Raw genomic sequence first — 14,547 nt, 5'->3', positions numbered from 1 at the left:
TCATCAGTCCAGTTCATCGACGGCTTGCGCAAGAAGCTTGCAGCCGCGCTCGATCTGCGCGGTCTCCAGCGCCGAATAGCCCATGACGAGGCCGAGCGGCTTCCGCGCTCGACTACGGCCGGTCGAGCGGCCGTCGAACAGCGCGGAAACGGGATAGATGCCCACGCCCTTTGCGCGGGTCGCCTGGACCAACGCATCCTCGCGCTTCTGCGAAAGGCCATCGAACCACGCCACCACGTGCAAGCCTGCGGCCGTGCCCTCGATCCGGACGCGATCTCCGAACCGGCGGCGCAGCGCACCGAGCAGCGCCTGCTGGCGCTCGGCGTTGCGCCGGCGCACGCGCCTGACATGGCTGTCGTAAGCGCCGCTTTCGAGCATCGCGGCGAGGGCGTCCTGTTCGGCCAATGACGTGTGCCGGTCCATGATCTGCTTGGCGGCGGCGAACAGGGATCGCAGCTCCGCGGGCACGACCAGATAACCGATCCGCAAGGTCGGAGAGAGCGTCTTGGAGACGGTCCCGAGATAGATCACGTTGTCGCTGCCCTCCAGCGCATGCAGCGGCGGGATCGGCCTGGTGTCGTAGCGGTATTCGCTGTCGTAGTCGTCCTCGATCACATAGGCGTCGGCTTTCCTGGCCCAGGCGAGCAATTGGTGCCGGCGTCCGATCGGCATGACGCCGCCCAGCGGATATTGATGCGACGGCGTCACGTAGACGAGGCGGGCCTCGATGCCGTCGAGCCGTTCCGTCTGAAGGCCCTCCGCGTCGACCGGGATTGGCACCGTTTCGGCGCCGGTTGCCGCGAATGTGTACCGGGCCATCAGGTAGCCGGGATCCTCCATCACGAAGCGGTCGCCGGCGTCGAGCAGCAGGCGCGCACAGATGTCGAGGCCTTGCTGCGAGCCGTTCACGACGATGATCTGATCCGTTTCGCAGCGGACGCTGCGCGATCGCCACAGATAGGCCTGAAGCGCGGTCCGCAGCCGCAGCGAACCGCAGGGGTCGTCATAGGCGAGCCGTTCTGGCTTGCGCGCCATAGCCGCCGTCACCGCCTTCTTCCATGCCAGCAGCGGGAAGTCCGACGGCGAGAGCTCGCCGTAGCGGAAGTTTGCAATGAGCCCGCGTGGCGGCTCGGTCCAGCGCGGCGGGTCATGCCGCAGCCGCTCGCCGAATGCCGACAGCCGCGCCTTGCGCGCCGACGACCGGGACGCAGTGCGCGTGCGTCCGCGCGCGACGACGGCACGGGCAACGCGCGGCCGTGCGCCATGGCGGGTCTCGATGAAACCTTCGGCCGCGAGCTGCTCGTAGGCGACCGTGACGGTCGAACGCGCCACGCCCAGCTCGCCGGCAAGCGCGCGCGAGGACGGCAACAGCCCGTCCGCCCCGTACACAAGCGACATGATCTGATCCCTCAGCGCCTCGTAGATCTGGCGCGCGCCCACGCGGCCGGCACTACGGCCGGGATTCGTCTTCATCTGGATCATCCACATTCCAGGCCGGCATTCGCCCGGACGGACGATGTCGGAATGTGGTTCTAATCCTGTTCACCGAGAGTTTCGACGTAAGCCTTGCCGTGGGGATAAAAATACTCCTTGCTGCAATGCTCCCAGAGCTCCTCGAGTCCCGGCGCCGTGTCAGTCCGCATCAAGCTCTCCCATGTCTGTCGCAAATGTGCTGATACCTTCACAGATCGATCACGACGTCGCTTTGCGGGCGTGAACAGCAGATCAGGACATTGCCGTCCGCGGGCGGGTCGAGCGGGTCGGGTGCGTAGCTGACCTCTCCGGCCACGAGCCCGCTCTCGCAGTTGTGGCAAACCCCGGTCCGGCACGACCAGCGCACCGGGACGTCGCATGCTTCGGCCAGCTCGAGCAGGCTGGCATAGGATGGTCCCCAGTGGACGTTGAGGCCGCTGCGCGCGAATGACACCATCGGGCCCGAGCCAGATGCTCCGACCGGCACATGTACGGGTGTCCGCGGCGAAGCCGCGATGCCTGGGGTGAGCGATGGCCTTGCGCCGAACAGCTCGGTGTGGATGTGATCCGGCGCGACGCCCAACGCGGCAAGGCCGGCCGTGAGATCGCTCATGAAAGCGGCCGGTCCGCAGAGATAGTAGTCGCCATCGCGCGGCACGTTGAGCCCCTGGAGCAGGCGCTGATCCAGATGTCCGGCGCTGTCGAAATCCGCTCCCGGGCGATCGGCCGGATCGGGCGCGCTGAAGCAGACGTGGCTGTGATGGCGAGCGAGCCCGGCCAACAACTCGCACGCCTCGGCGGCGAACGCATGTTCGCGGCCGTTGCGCGCGCCGTGCAGCCACCAGACGTCTCGCATCGTCCCTTCCGCCGCGAGCGCGTGGAGCATGGCGAGCACCGGCGTCACGCCGATGCCGGCACTGAGCAAGACGACGGGCCGCGCATCCTGCCGGAGCGTGAAGCTGCCGCGTGGCGCGCCGACCTCGACGACGTCGCCAATTCGCAGCCCGTCGGCAATATAGAGGCTGGCCGCACCGTGCGCTTCCCGCTTGATGCTGATGCGATAGCACGCGGCATCCGACAGCGAGTAGCTGCGCGTGATCGCTTGTGCCGCAGAAGGCCCGAGCCGCACGACGACAAATTGACCGGGCAGGGCGGCGGCCGCGCGATGCCCGTCCGTGGGTTCGAGGATCAGTGACGTCACGTTGCCGCTTTCGGCGATCTTGTGCGAGACGCGAAACGGACGGAAGCCACGCCAGGCCGGAGGTGGGCTCGCCGCCGGGCCGAGCCCAGCGTTTCCTGCGGCGATCCTGCTTGCGCGCTGCTGCTCAAGCAGCGCCGCGAAGGAACGATTCCAGCCACGGCTCAGCGCCGGAATCCGCAGCGCGCGCTCCAGGCGGTCGCGCGGGTGAGGGGGCAGGTAAAGCAGCGCGTTGATCTCGAACACGCTCATGCTTTCAGGACCGCTGGCGACCTGCGTGATCTCGTCACCGGCCTCCACGTCGCCTTCCTCGATCACGCGAAAATAGAAGCCGGGCCGGCCGTGCCTGACCAGCAGTGCGGGCATGTCCGGCTCGTCCATGCGAATGCCCAGCCGGTAGCAGGTGACGCGCGGCTGCGTCACCTCGAACAGGGCGGAGCCGATCCTGTAGCGGTCTCCGATGCACACGTTCGTGTCGGCGAGGCCTTCGACGGTGAAGTTCTCGCCGAATTGACCGTGGACGAGATTCGATCGCCCCAGATGTTCCTGCCAGTGCCGATAGGACTCGTCCTGGTAGACGAAGACGGCGCGCTGTTCGCCGCCATGGCCGGCCGTATCGCCCTGGCCATCGCCGTCGATGTTGAGCCGGCGCACCCTGCGCGGCCCTTCGACGGGGGCCTTCCAGATGCCGGTATGGACGGTCTTGCCTTGCCAGGCTACGTCGCGCGGCAGGCCGACATTGACGGAAAGCAGACGTGCCATCACGGTTTCCCCGACCCTGAGGTGCAACCCGATCCGACGGGTCGCCCGCAGGCTAATCTGCATCCAAATCGAATTGTTAGCTCGTTAGCTGTTGTTAGACGTTGCGAGGGAAGCCTTGCCGCCGGAGTCCTGCGTCATCAGATGAAGGCGGCGGGAGACGGTTTCATGCAGGATCGGAGATCGAGATGGACGATCGAGCCAGATTGGCGGCGCTCCAGCGCCATTGGGACGCTTCGGATGCGAATGATTTCGAGGCGGAGCATGACATCTATCGCGACGACGCCGTGCTCGACTATCCCCAATCGGGCGAGCGCATCCATGGCCGGAGGAACATTCAGGAGAGCCGCTTCGTGCAGCCTAACAAGAAGCGCTTCACGGTGCGGCGGATCATTGGCGGCGGCGATCTCTGGGTGAGCGAGTTCGTCCTGACATATGACGGCGTGCCGTCCTACGTCGTCAGCATCATGGAATTCCGCGACGGACTGGTGGCGCACGAAACGCAATATTTCGGCGACCGGTTCGATCCGTCACCGTCGCGCGCGCATCTTGTGGAGCGGGTGGGGTAAAAGGCGCGTTCCGTCATTGCGAGCGCAGCGAAGCAATCCAGAGTCTTTCCGCGGAGGGATTCTGGATTGCTCGCTACGCTCGCAATGACGATGTGGAAGCAGCTGCTGCCACCATAGTGTTCTCGTGCCCCGGACGCAGCGCAGCGCTTGTTGGCGGTGCGCTGCAGAGCCGCGGCCCAAGTTGCAGCAGAATGCTTGGCCTCCTGGGTCCCGGCTCTGCGCAGCAGCGTTGCACGCCGCAGCGCGTCCGGGACACGAGCCGATGCTGAGCAGCTTCCATAGATAGCACCATGGAACCGATGCGGCGGCTGGTCGCAGTCGCCTCGCCTTGATTCCGACAGGCCCATCTTTATCTGTGAGCAGAACAAGAATCCGGGCCCCTCTGGCGAGGCCGCCGACGAATGTCGGCCAACCTCGCGATGTCGGATGACCTGTCCCGCGCGAATGCGATGGATCGGCCGATCGTCGGGCCTTCTCTGTTCCCTCCGACCCAATCGTCCCCATCGCAGCTCCGCGCGGCCATTTCGCAACGTTGAGGAGCATCGATGTCTGACGCCAAGTACTCCAACCCGATCGAACTCGAGATTGCCGAACCGTCCAGCCTCAATGAGCAGGCTGCGGCTGCGCTGATCATCGCCGGCGCGCTTGTCGCGGTCGCGGACCGGCGTGTCTCGCCGGTCGAGCGCGACGAGGTGATCCGCTTCATCAGGGATCGCGGTTTGGCGCCGCATATCGGCGACGACCGATTGTTCGCGATGTTCGACGAGCTGGCGGAACGTTTGGAGGAGCCGGACTTTGCCAATGTGGTGATCGACACGCTGCGGCCGGTCTCGAACATGCCGCTCTCGTCCCATCTGATGGAGCTGTCGGAGCGCGTTGCGGCCGCGGACGAGGACGTGCATCCCCATGAGGTGCAGGCGATCAAGCTGCTGCGGCTGCTGACGCTGGTCTTGCCGCGCGCCAAGCAGGTCGGACCGGGTGCGGCAGGCACCCTCCCAAAGGAGTGAGCATGAGCGCGACATCGGACGAGCGTACGACCGGAACCGCGGGCACCACCGGCCAGATGGCCGGCGGTGATCCGCGCCTTGACAGGCTCGTGCATCGTTTGCCGCCCCGCATGGGCGACACCGTCACCTATCTGCTCAAGCCGTCCAGCCGCTGGGTGAGGATTCCCTCCGGGGCGCTGCTCGTCGTCGGCGGCGTGTTCTCCTTCCTGCCGGTGCTCGGCGTCTGGATGCTGCCGCTCGGTCTCGCATTGCTCGCCGAAGACGTGCCTGCGTTGCGCTCCGCCCGCTCGAAGGTGTTCGACTGGATCGAACGCCGCAAGCCGCAATGGTTCGAACCGTCCGCACCGAAAATTGATCAATCATGACTGAGTTCATCACCGCCGACGCGCTGTCGGCGCTGCTCCAGGTTGTCCTGATCGACCTCGTGCTCGCCGGCGACAACGCCGTCGTCATCGGCCTTGCCGCCGCCGGCCTGCCGGCCGGGCAGCGCCGGCGCGCCATCGTCGTCGGCATCGTCGCGGCCACGGTCTTGCGCATCGTCTTTGCCGGCATCGCGACCCAGCTCCTGCAGGTGATCGGCCTCCTGCTCGCCGGCGGCGTGCTGCTGCTCTGGGTGTGCTGGAAGATGTGGCGCGAATTGCGCGAGCAGACCGCGCATGGCAGCGAGCTTGCATTCAACCATGGCGGCGGCGGAAGCGCGGCATCGGCGTCGCGAAAGACCTTCGGCCAGGCCGCCTTGCAGATCGTCGCCGCCGACGTCTCGATGTCGCTCGACAACGTGCTCGCGGTCGCGGGAGCGGCGCGCGAGCATCCCTACATCCTCGCGTTCGGACTGTTGCTGTCGGTCGCGATGATGGGCGTCGCCGCCGATCTGCTCGGCCGGGTGTTGCAGAAGCAGCGCTGGATCGCCTATGTCGGTCTCGCCATCATCGTCTACGTCGCCTTCGAGATGATCTACCGCGGCTCGCTCGAGCTCGCGCCTGTCATCGCGAGTCTCTAAGACGACGCTTCCTGTGCGCAATCCGGAGTGATCAATGACGTCTGAACCCAAAGCAGCTTCGGCGGCGCCCGTGCCGCCGCCGGCGATCGGCCTGGTCGCCCAGCTGATCTTCGGCTCGCGCTGGCTGCAGGTGCCGCTCTATGTCGGCCTCATCATCGCACAGGGCGTCTACGTGCTGCTGTTCCTCAAGGAGCTCTGGCATCTGGTCGCGCACTCCTTTGACGCCAGCGAGCAGCAGATCATGCTGGTCGTGCTCGGACTGATCGACGTTGTCATGATCTCGAACCTGCTCGTGATGGTGATCGTCGGCGGCTACGAGACTTTCGTCTCGCGTCTGAACCTGAGCGGCCATCCGGACGAGCCGGAATGGCTCAGTCATGTCAACGCAAGCGTGCTCAAGATCAAGCTTGCGATGGCGATCATCGGCATCTCCTCGATCTCGCTGCTGCGGACCTTCATCGAGGCCGGAAATCTCGGCACCACGCGCAGCAATTTCACCGAGACCGGCGTGATGTGGCAGGTCTTGATCCACCTGACCTTCATCATCTCGGCGATCGGCATCGCCTGGGTCGATCGCCTCAGCGAGAGCGGTCACCGCAAGGAAGCGGGGCACGGCTGAGCGCGGCGCAGCGGGTTTGACCGAAGCTGGCTCAGAGGTGCGGGCTCTCGTCCTTGAAATCACGGGCCTGCGCCAGCGTCCCGGACGGCATCTCGCCGAACGTCGCCTTGTAGAGTTTCGAGAATTCGCCCATGTGCCAGAAGCCGTTCGCGAGCGCCGCGGCCTTCACGGTCGTTTCGTTACCTCCGGTCAGTAGCTGGGTGCGGGTCGACCACAGCCGCTTCAGCCTGAGATGGTGCTGCAGGCTGACGCCATGCACGGCCTGTGTCGCGCTCTGGAGCGTGCGGACGGAGACGCCGAGCGCATCTGCGAGGTCGCCGCTGTAGAGCGGGATGCCGCCGGACAGCGTGGCCGCCTCGTCCAGCCGTGCGACCAGCTTGCGATGCTTGTCGTACGACCCGCGCCGGAGATGTCGAGCGTCGATGGGGGCAAGGGCGGCATCGAGCCCTGCGAGAAGCCTTTCCTGGATCGGCCGGTCGATGGCTTCGAATTGCCTGGGATCGTTGCAGCGCGAGGCTAGGCTGAACATGTCGAGAATGGCCGCGCGCACGCGCGCCATCGTGTCGTCGTTGAGGCGCGTGAATTCGAGCCCGGTGTCGTAGTCCGCCCAGCCGCGATGGCGCATGTCGGAGTTGAAGCGCAGCATCAGATAGGTGTTGGGGTGATGCTCGACCGCCTCGGTCGCGACCTTGCCGCGCACGACACCGATCATCGAGTTGTCGATCTCGCGCCCGTTGGTGGTGGAATGACAGGCGAGCGGGATGACGAGGCCGACGCCGTGGTCGGTGCCGACATTGGCCTCGAGGCGCCGCGCGAAGGTCCGCTGCAGCACGAACAGACCATCCTGGAGCGGCAGGATGGCGCGGTGCAGCGAGACCTCGCGCGGCTCGAGCGGCGTGCTGATGCCGCCGCCCAGCACCTCGCTCGGACGAAAGGACTCGAAATCGCTGTAGCGCTCGATGCTCAGGACTCGCGACGGCTTGAGCCAACGTACCGGCATCTCGGGATCCCAGTGACTTCAGGCGTTCGGCGTGTGCCGGCGCGTCCTCGATCTCGCGGGCGCGACATCGGCCGGGAATGCTGCCGGAGCAACCTTGCTTCAGGCAAGTCCGCAAGACCACGGGTCGCGTGGTCGCATCCACGCTGCGCCGGCTTGGCGGCGGCGCCGCGACGTCACGACGTCTGCGGATAGGCCGCGTTCTCGCGCCGCTCGCGCTCGCCCAGTTCGCGCACCAGCTCCTGGAGAAAGGATTCGATGAAGGCGGGCAGGGTGCGCTCGGCGCGAACATAGATGCCGAGGTCGGACCAGACCGGGCTGCCGGCGTTGTCGAGCGGCAGGAAGACGAGCTGGCTGTCGCGCGACAGCCGGCCGATGCCGAGCTGGGTCTGGAAGGCGACGCCGACGCCGCGTGCGGCGAGCTCGCGCATCAGGTCGATCGAATTGGCCTGAATCGCCGGCTCCGGCGTCTCGGAGAGCTGTGCGATCAGCGGCTGGAGCAGATGATAGATCGACAGCTCCGGCAGCGCATTGATGACGGGGAAGGCGAGGCATTGCTCCAGCGTCACCGTCTTGCGGCGCGCCAGCGGATGCTCGCGCGACACCACCGCGCCGAGGCGAAACCGCTTCAAGGCGACCTGCCGCAAGTCCGGCGGATGGCGGAGCGCCATGGCGATGCCGATGTCGGCCTCGCCGCGGCTCAGGGCCTCCAGCACGTCCGACGATCCCTTCACCTCGGTGGTGAAGCTGACGCGGCGGGCGCGGCCGCGATGTAAGGCGATCAGGTCCGGCAGCACCGATTCCGTCAGCGACTCGATGCAGGCGATGCTGACGGTGCCGCGCCAGGTGCCCGACAGGGACGCGACGTCCGAGCGGAAGCGGTCGAGGTCCTGGAGCACGTTCATGACGTGCCGGGCCAGCATCTCGCCGACCGTGGTCAGCGTCAGCCCGCGCGCATTGCGCTCGAATAGCGGTGATCCAACCTCTTGCTCTAGCTTGAGAATCTGGCGGCTGACCGCCGAGGAGGCAACGTTCAGGACGCGTGCCGCGGCGCGGATCGAGCCGGTGCGGCGGACGGCGTGGAAGTACTGGATGGCAGGTGAGTGAAATCGCATGGGTCCCTCGGCACGGACTATAGCCGCTGCCGAAACGGCATCAACATGTACGAAATTCTCTGCTTTTCGAGAGCGCTGGTCCCCCCTAGGTTCGCCGCCGGCTCGGCCAGGCCCCAATGAGGGCCGCGGGGCCTGCGCAACGACGCGCCAGGGGATTTCGGGGTGAACGAGAACATCGCTTGCGAGCTGGAGCACGGGCCGGACACCCGTCTGGTCGATCGCCGCCGGGCAGCCGCCTATGTCGGCGTCACCGCCGGCCGTTTCGAGCAATTGGTGCGCGACAACGTCGTGCCGCCGCCGGTCATGGTGGACAACAAGCGGCGCTGGCCGATCGCATTGCTCGACGTCGCCAAGGACGCGGTCGTCGGCAGCATGCCCTGCCTTCCTGAGGTCGTGGCCGATGCCGCGACCGAGGCGCGCCCCTGCGAGCGGGATCCGGCGCCGGCCTCGCACGAACTGCCCGACCAGGCATGGTTCGAGCAGCGTGCGCGGTTCGCGCAGCGCGTCCGCCGCTCGCTGCTCTCGGGCAACGAGATCCGTCTCCTGCGCGAGTTCAAGCTGCTCAAGCAGAACCAGATCAGCATGTTCGGCTACTACGGCAGTTTCGAAGCGCTGATGGTGCGCGGCTACATCGTCGAGATCGACCGCAAGCCGCCGTCGAGTCGTCCGCTGGTGACCTATCGCCTGACCGATCGCGGTGAGCAGGTGGTGGCGGCGCTCAAGGACGAGCCGGCGATCTGAGCGGACGCGTCGCGCTGCCGGCACCGCGCCGACGTCCGAAGTCCATGCCGTTTGAAGCCCTTTGCGGCGGTTCGAGCTGTTCCAAAAGAAGCGGCTGGACCTGATCGCACATATCGCTGTATCTTACGGGATATAGCGGACTGCCGCGTTCCGGAGCTCTCGATGGAAATTAAAGTCAGATCGCTCACGACCTGCGAGGTGGCAGCCGATGGCGGTGCGATCTCGCTGGGATTCGAGGACGTGACGGGCAATCCCGCCGCCGTCAGCGTCTCACTCAAACAGGTCGGCGCCCTGATCATGACGCTGCCGGGATTGCTGGAGGCAGCACTGAAGGCCCGCTACGGCGACCAGAGCCTGCGCTATGCCTATCCGCTGGCATCCTGGGTGCTGGAACAATCGACCGACACGACCCAGCGCATCATCACGCTTCAGACCGAGGACGGTTTCAAGATCCGCTTCTCGATCCCGAAGGCCGAGCAGAGCCTGCTCGGCGAGGCCCTGACGCAGCCGATGCCCGACACGTCGATGCGGCCGAACTAGCCGCGCTCAGGACTTGCGCGAGCGGGCGATGTCGCTCCTGAGCGCTTCCAGCTCCTTGTGCACCGCGCGCGCGGCGTCGCGCTCGATCTTGCGGTAGCGGGCAACAAGTTTCTCACCGAACGGCGTCAGCATCGCGCCGCCGCCGTTCTTGCCGCCGGCCTGCGGCTCGACCGCGGCATGTCCGCAGATGCGATTGATTTCGTCGACGAGATCCCAGGCGCGCTTGTAGGACATGTCCATGGCGCGGCCGGCCGCCGAGATCGAGCCTTGCTCGCGGATCTGCTCCAAAAGCTCGATCTTGCCGGGGCCGATCCGATCCTCGCCGTCGAGATCGATGCGAAGACTCAGCTGGGGAAGCGATTTGGCGCCCGCGCGCGACATGTTCGGATCTCGAGGGACAATGAAGGCAGATTGCCACTCTTGCCTGCCGCGGACAAGGTGAGGGCGCCGCATCGTATCAGCGCACGGCGTGCATCTCCAGAAACGCCTTCACGCCGGTCACGGTGCCCGTTTCCGACGGCACGTAGCCGGGCAGGCTGGCGACAGCGGCACGAAAATCGGCGCTGCGCATGATATCGAGGATGCGCTGCATCGGCTCGGTATCGAGGAAGGCGCGTTTGCAGACGAAGAAATAATCCTCGGTCACGATGCGAATGAAATCGAGGCCGAAATGCCGGGCGGCCGCCTCGACGCCGAAGCTCGCATCCGCCATGCCGCTCGCGACATAGGCGGCGACCGCGGCGTGGGTGAACTCGATCTGCTGCGCGCCGTTGATGCGGCTTTCGTCGATGCGGTGTGCGGCCAGCAACTGGTCGAACAGAAGGCGCGTGCCGGAATCATGGTCTCGGTTGACGAAGCGGACCTTTGGCCTGGTCAGGTCCTCGATCGTTTCGATGCCAAGCGGATTGCTGCGCGCGACCATCAGCCCCATCTCGCGCGTCACGAAGCTGATGACACGGTCCTCGCGCGGATCGAGCCATTCGCGCGCGGCCTTGATGCCTTGCGCCCGCAACGCGCCGTGCGGCAGATGCAGGCCGGAGAGATCGCAGGCGCCCTGCGCCAGCGAGACCAGCGAATGCTGGTTGCTGACATAGCGTAGGTCGACGCCGATGCCGGGCTCGCGGTCGAGGAATTCGCGCAGCTTTGCCACCGCAAAGCCGTGGCTGGCGTGCACGCGGATCACCGATGGGCGCTGCTCGAGGAACGGCTTGATCTCGCTTGCCAGCTCCTGTGCCAGGTTTTCGAGCTGCGGCCCCAGCCGTGCCTGCATGCGCTCGCCGGCCCATACCAAGCGCTCGCCGAATGGCGTGAGCCTGGAGCCCTTGCCGCGCTGGGTCTCGACCAGCGGCGTGCCGAAGAACTCCGACCATTGCTCGATCAGATTCCAGACGTGCCGGTAGGAGAGGTGCGCGTCGGCGGCCGCACTTGTGATCTTTCCGGTCTTCCGGATTTCGTTGAGCACGCCGAGCATGACCACCGCCGTGCGCGGACTGCCCTCCTGGCGAAACCGCCAAACTGCCTCGATCTCGATCTGGAGCATGAAACAATCTTATGAAGTTGAGTTCATATATCGGGTGGCCATAGGCACACCATATCATATTTACGGCAGCGAATACCGTCCTAATCTGGGATACCAGAACGGGAGAAAATATGATGTCTGTTGCATATGACTTTGCGCATTCGCCGGCGACCGAGTTCATGGCCCGGCCGCAGCATCTGCTCATCGATGGCCGCCGCGTCCCCGCAAGCTCCGGCCGCACCTTCAAATCCCTCAATCCCGCCACCGGCCAGGTCATCGCCACCGTCGCCGAAGGCGGCGAGGCCGATGTCGAGCATGCGGTGGCGGCCGCGCGGCGGGCGTTCGAGGGCCCGTGGCGCACGATGCGCGCCTCCGAGCGCGGCCAGATCCTGCTGCGCTGGGCCGATCTGCTCAAGCAGCACGCGGAAGAAATCATCGAGCTCGAGTCGATCGATGCCGGCAAGCCGATCTCCGCGACGCTGCGCCAGGACTTCCCGGCCGCGGTCGATACGCTGATCTACTACGCCGGCTGGGCCGACAAGATCAGCGGCGACGTCGTGCCCGTGCGTGACGATGCCCTGACCTACACCGTGCGCGAGCCGGTCGGCGTGGTGGCGGCGATCGTGCCGTGGAATTTCCCGTTGATGATCGGGATGTGGAAGCTCGCGCCGGCGCTGGCCTGCGGCTGCACGATCGTGATGAAGCCGGCCGAGCTGACCTCGCTGTCGGCGCTGCGCATCGCCGAGCTCGCGCTCCAGGCCGGCCTGCCGGCGGGCGTCTTCAACGTCGTCACGGGCCCCGGCCGCGTCGTCGGCGACGCGCTGGTCAATCACCCCGATGTCGACAAGGTCACCTTCACCGGCTCGCCTGGCGTGGGTCGCGGAATCATGAAAGGCGCGGCCGGCAACTTCAAGCGCGTCTCGCTCGAACTCGGCGGCAAATCGGCCAATGTCATCTTCGACGATGCCGATCTCGAAGCGGCTTCGAAAGCCGCGGCCTCCGGCATCTTCTTCAACGCCGGCCAGGTGTGCTCGGCCGGCTCGCGCGTGCTGGTCCAGGAGAAGGCCTATGATGAGGTCGTGGAGCGCCTCGCTGCGCGCGCAAAATCGCTGAAGATGGGCGATACGCTCGATCGCAAGACGGCGCTCGGGCCTGTCATCTCCGAGAAGCAGATGAAGTCGATCCTCGACTATGTCGATATCGGCCGGCAGGAGGGGGCGAGCCTCGTCACCGGCGGGACGCGGGTCGGCGAGCGCGGCTACTTCATCAGCCCTGCGGTGTTCGCGAATGTCGAGCACGAGATGCGGATATCACAGGAGGAAATCTTCGGCCCCGTCGTCAGCGTCATCAAGTTCAGGGACGAGGCCGATGCCTTGCGGATCGCCAACGGCACCGCCTACAGCCTCGCCGCCGGCGTCTGGAGCCGCGACATTGGCAAGCTCCAGCGTTTTGCCAAGCGGGCGCGCGCCGGCACGGTCTGGATGAACACCTATGGGTATACCGACGTGCGCCTGCCCTGGGGCGGCGAACGCGACTCCGGCCTCGGCCGCGAGCACGGCACCGCCGTGCTCGACAATTTCACCGAGCCGAAGGCGGTGTGGATGAACCTGGCCGTCTGATACCTCCCGAGCGGCCAAGCCTGGAGCCCGCCTGATCGTCCGGTCAGGCGGGCTCTCTTTTCGAGATCGATAAAATTGTCTGCATTCCGCTCAGCGGCGGCAAACCCTGCGAACAGGAAGCACGGCGCCTTAAACCAGAGCTTTGGAACCAATGCGCATCCTGCCCGCAACAGGGCAGGGCATCAGCATGTCAATTCTCAAGGAGATCGTCGCCGCGGTCGCGGGAGTCTACGCACTCCTGTTCGTCTGCGACGCAGTGTTCGGGGTCGGCGAGACGCGCTTCGACGACGCCTATTACAGCGCCAGCTTCTATGCGCCGCGGCCAAAGGAATTCCGCTTCGCCGGCGATACGCCGCCGGCGGTGCGCGTCAGCGATGCCTTCGCGCAGTTCGCGCCGGGCGAAGCCAAGCCGAACAGGCGCTACTCGTCGCTGACGACGATCATTCGCTAACGCATCACTCGCCCTGGATCCATTCCGCCACGCCGCGCCATAGCGTGTCGCGGTGCTCGGGGCGGAAGAAGCCGAAATGGCCGATCGCCTTGGCGCCGACGTCGGACGGCTTCACCGTCAGCACCTCCGGCTTGATCGCCGTGAACCCGCCGGCGAGCAGCTCGACCGCGGGGCGCGTCGCCCAGGGATCGTCGGAGAAGCACAGCGCGCGTAGCTCGCCCTTGAATTTGGCGAAGTTCTCCAGCGCGGGCAGCTTTGAATCGAAGAGATAGCGCGGGCTCGAGACCCAGTCGGCCCATTGCAGGAACACGCCCTTGGGCAAATCCTCGCCAATGCCGGCCCAGCCCGGGGCGTAGCCGAGCGCGTGGGCGAGCGGCACGCCAATGAGGTTCATGAAGGCGAGGACGCGGTATTTCTCCGGTGAGGTCATCAGCCGCCAGGTCGCCGCCTGCGAGGCGACGAACGCGGCGCGCGAGATGTCGCTGTTGTTCGCGATCAGCCCGAGCGCCTGGCCGCCGAAGGAGTGGCCGATATAGGCGAGCGGCAGGGTGTTGTAGCGCTCGCGCATCCAGCTCACCGCAGCGGTGACGTCGAGCGCGGCCCAGTCCGACATCGAGGCCTTGAAGCCGACCAGCGATTTCGGCTGGTTGTAGCCGACCATCGCCGGCAGCCGGGAGTCGCCGATGCCGCGATAGTCGTAGGTCAGCACCGCGCAGCCGCGATGGGCGAGATAGGAGGCAAAGCCGCGGTAGATTTTTCGCGGGACGGCGGTGGCCGAATTGATCAGGACGGAATGGCGCTTGGTGGCGCGCGGCAGGAACAGGGTGCCGCTCAGCGCATACCCGTCGGTCGCCGGGAAGCTGATCTCGTCGATGAAAACGTCGTCGCGCGCCGCGTCCATGGGCAGCCGGTGTCCCGCCAGTTTCCTTGCCGGTTCCAA

16 protein-coding genes are annotated in these 14,547 nt (G+C 66.0%); 9 read left to right on the top strand and 7 right to left on the bottom strand.

The features are described 5' to 3' along the window. Positions 1 to 3: 3 nt before the first annotated feature. Together pdxR and E4K65_RS09770 are read right to left on the bottom strand one after the other, a co-directional pair. A complete protein-coding gene (gene pdxR, locus E4K65_RS09780; protein ID WP_135173968.1) occupies positions 4 to 1,482 on the bottom strand; it encodes a MocR-like pyridoxine biosynthesis transcription factor PdxR in 1,479 nt (492 codons plus the stop codon). A gap of 199 nt (positions 1,483 to 1,681) precedes the next feature. Further along, the gene (locus tag E4K65_RS09770) at positions 1,682 to 3,433 is read right to left on the bottom strand and encodes an MOSC and FAD-binding oxidoreductase domain-containing protein (protein WP_167770686.1); all 1,752 of its coding nucleotides are present in this window, start codon (positions 3,431 to 3,433) and stop codon (positions 1,682 to 1,684) included. A gap of 185 nt (positions 3,434 to 3,618) precedes the next feature. Between E4K65_RS09770 and E4K65_RS09765 the strand changes: the two genes are divergently transcribed. From E4K65_RS09765 to E4K65_RS09745, 5 genes are all read left to right on the top strand, one after another. Next, positions 3,619 to 3,999, top strand: coding sequence for a nuclear transport factor 2 family protein (locus tag E4K65_RS09765; protein ID WP_135173966.1), 381 nt, complete (start codon positions 3,619 to 3,621; stop codon positions 3,997 to 3,999). A 545-nt stretch (positions 4,000 to 4,544) separates the two neighbouring features. Then, positions 4,545 to 5,006, top strand: a complete 462-nt coding sequence (locus tag E4K65_RS09760) for a tellurite resistance TerB family protein (protein WP_135173965.1) — start codon at positions 4,545 to 4,547, stop codon at positions 5,004 to 5,006. A gap of 2 nt (positions 5,007 to 5,008) precedes the next feature. Further along, positions 5,009 to 5,371, top strand: a complete 363-nt coding sequence (locus tag E4K65_RS09755; RefSeq protein ID WP_167770685.1) for a hypothetical protein — start codon at positions 5,009 to 5,011, stop codon at positions 5,369 to 5,371. Beyond that, entirely contained in the window at positions 5,368 to 6,006 is a 639-nt protein-coding gene (locus E4K65_RS09750) for a TerC family protein (protein WP_135173963.1), read from the top strand. The genes E4K65_RS09755 and E4K65_RS09750 overlap by 4 nt, the downstream gene beginning before the upstream one ends. Before the next feature lie 34 nt (positions 6,007 to 6,040). After that, positions 6,041 to 6,625, top strand: coding sequence for a TIGR00645 family protein (locus E4K65_RS09745; protein WP_135173962.1), 585 nt, complete (start codon positions 6,041 to 6,043; stop codon positions 6,623 to 6,625). A 31-nt stretch (positions 6,626 to 6,656) separates the two neighbouring features. On the opposite strand, the gene E4K65_RS09740 is transcribed toward E4K65_RS09745, so the two are convergent. Beyond that, positions 6,657 to 7,625 carry an AraC family transcriptional regulator gene (locus tag E4K65_RS09740; RefSeq protein ID WP_167770684.1) on the bottom strand — a complete coding sequence of 323 codons (969 nt, stop codon included), beginning with the start codon at positions 7,623 to 7,625 and terminating at the stop codon, positions 6,657 to 6,659. A gap of 173 nt (positions 7,626 to 7,798) precedes the next feature. Next, positions 7,799 to 8,737: a LysR family transcriptional regulator gene (locus tag E4K65_RS09735; protein WP_135173961.1), complete on the bottom strand. Its 939-nt coding sequence runs from the start codon at positions 8,735 to 8,737 to the stop codon at positions 7,799 to 7,801. A gap of 162 nt (positions 8,738 to 8,899) precedes the next feature. Here E4K65_RS09735 and E4K65_RS09730 point away from each other — a divergent pair, with 162 nt between their 5' ends. Then, complete coding sequence (locus E4K65_RS09730; protein ID WP_135173960.1) at positions 8,900 to 9,478, top strand: hypothetical protein; 579 nt, start codon at positions 8,900 to 8,902, stop codon at positions 9,476 to 9,478. Positions 9,479 to 9,640: 162 nt separating this feature from the next. Next, positions 9,641 to 10,018, top strand: a complete 378-nt coding sequence (locus tag E4K65_RS09725; protein ID WP_135173959.1) for a hypothetical protein — start codon at positions 9,641 to 9,643, stop codon at positions 10,016 to 10,018. Between the two features lie 6 nt (positions 10,019 to 10,024). On the opposite strand, the gene E4K65_RS09720 is transcribed toward E4K65_RS09725, so the two are convergent. Further along, entirely contained in the window at positions 10,025 to 10,399 is a 375-nt protein-coding gene (locus tag E4K65_RS09720) for a winged helix-turn-helix domain-containing protein (RefSeq protein ID WP_135173958.1), read from the bottom strand. A gap of 76 nt (positions 10,400 to 10,475) precedes the next feature. Continuing rightward, positions 10,476 to 11,558, bottom strand: coding sequence for a substrate-binding domain-containing protein (locus tag E4K65_RS09715; protein WP_135173957.1), 1,083 nt, complete (start codon positions 11,556 to 11,558; stop codon positions 10,476 to 10,478). Between the two features lie 113 nt (positions 11,559 to 11,671). Here E4K65_RS09715 and E4K65_RS09710 point away from each other — a divergent pair, with 113 nt between their 5' ends. Both E4K65_RS09710 and E4K65_RS09705 read left to right on the top strand, forming a co-directional pair. Next, positions 11,672 to 13,156, top strand: coding sequence for an aldehyde dehydrogenase family protein (locus E4K65_RS09710; protein WP_167770708.1), 1,485 nt, complete (start codon positions 11,672 to 11,674; stop codon positions 13,154 to 13,156). Positions 13,157 to 13,343: 187 nt separating this feature from the next. After that, positions 13,344 to 13,607, top strand: coding sequence for a hypothetical protein (locus tag E4K65_RS09705; RefSeq protein WP_135173955.1), 264 nt, complete (start codon positions 13,344 to 13,346; stop codon positions 13,605 to 13,607). A 4-nt stretch (positions 13,608 to 13,611) separates the two neighbouring features. On the opposite strand, the gene E4K65_RS09700 is transcribed toward E4K65_RS09705, so the two are convergent. Beyond that, positions 13,612 to 14,508 carry an alpha/beta hydrolase family protein gene (locus E4K65_RS09700; protein WP_135173954.1) on the bottom strand — a complete coding sequence of 299 codons (897 nt, stop codon included), beginning with the start codon at positions 14,506 to 14,508 and terminating at the stop codon, positions 13,612 to 13,614. Positions 14,509 to 14,547 lie beyond the last annotated feature (39 nt).

The organism is Bradyrhizobium niftali (assembly GCF_004571025.1).
GTDB lineage: Bacteria > Pseudomonadota > Alphaproteobacteria > Rhizobiales > Xanthobacteraceae > Bradyrhizobium > Bradyrhizobium niftali.
This window is presented reverse-complemented; position numbering and strand designations above follow the sequence as displayed.